This is a genomic window from Bradyrhizobium sp. Kon37 (assembly GCF_055807535.1).
On record NZ_JBVVOY010000156.1, the window covers coordinates 1 to 400 of the forward strand.

Annotated in this window: 1 pseudogene; it reads left to right on the plus strand. The window is 60.5% G+C overall.

The window, feature by feature from the left end:
- A pseudogene (locus AC0L3J_RS37570) lies at positions 1–166 on the plus strand (IS110 family transposase); the annotation flags it as partial.
- Positions 167–400 lie beyond the last annotated feature (234 nt).

Here is a 400-nt window from a genome sequence, read left to right on the forward strand (position 1 = left end):
TGCCAAGATCCATGGCACGAGCCATCGGCCTTGGCTCACTGCGTTGTTGGCACGCCGCCCCACCAAGGTCGCAGCCATCGCACTCGCCAATAAGCTCGCCAGGATGGCATGGGCGATGATGGCCAGGAACGAACCCTATAAGGAACCCGCCGGCCTTACGGCGTGAACGAGGTCACAGCCGGTCATCCGGCTGTAACGTAACGGTTGGAAGGGCGAACAGCACTAATGCAGCGCCGGTCGATCCGGCGATCAGGACAACCCACATGGGCCATGGCATCTTCGAATGCGTGCTTTTGATCGGGACGTGATCCGCGGAGGGCACTATGGCCAGCGGTCATGAGTACCGCACAAGAAGGCCGAACACATGGCTGCTCCGACCAACGCCGCAAGTGAAGATTCT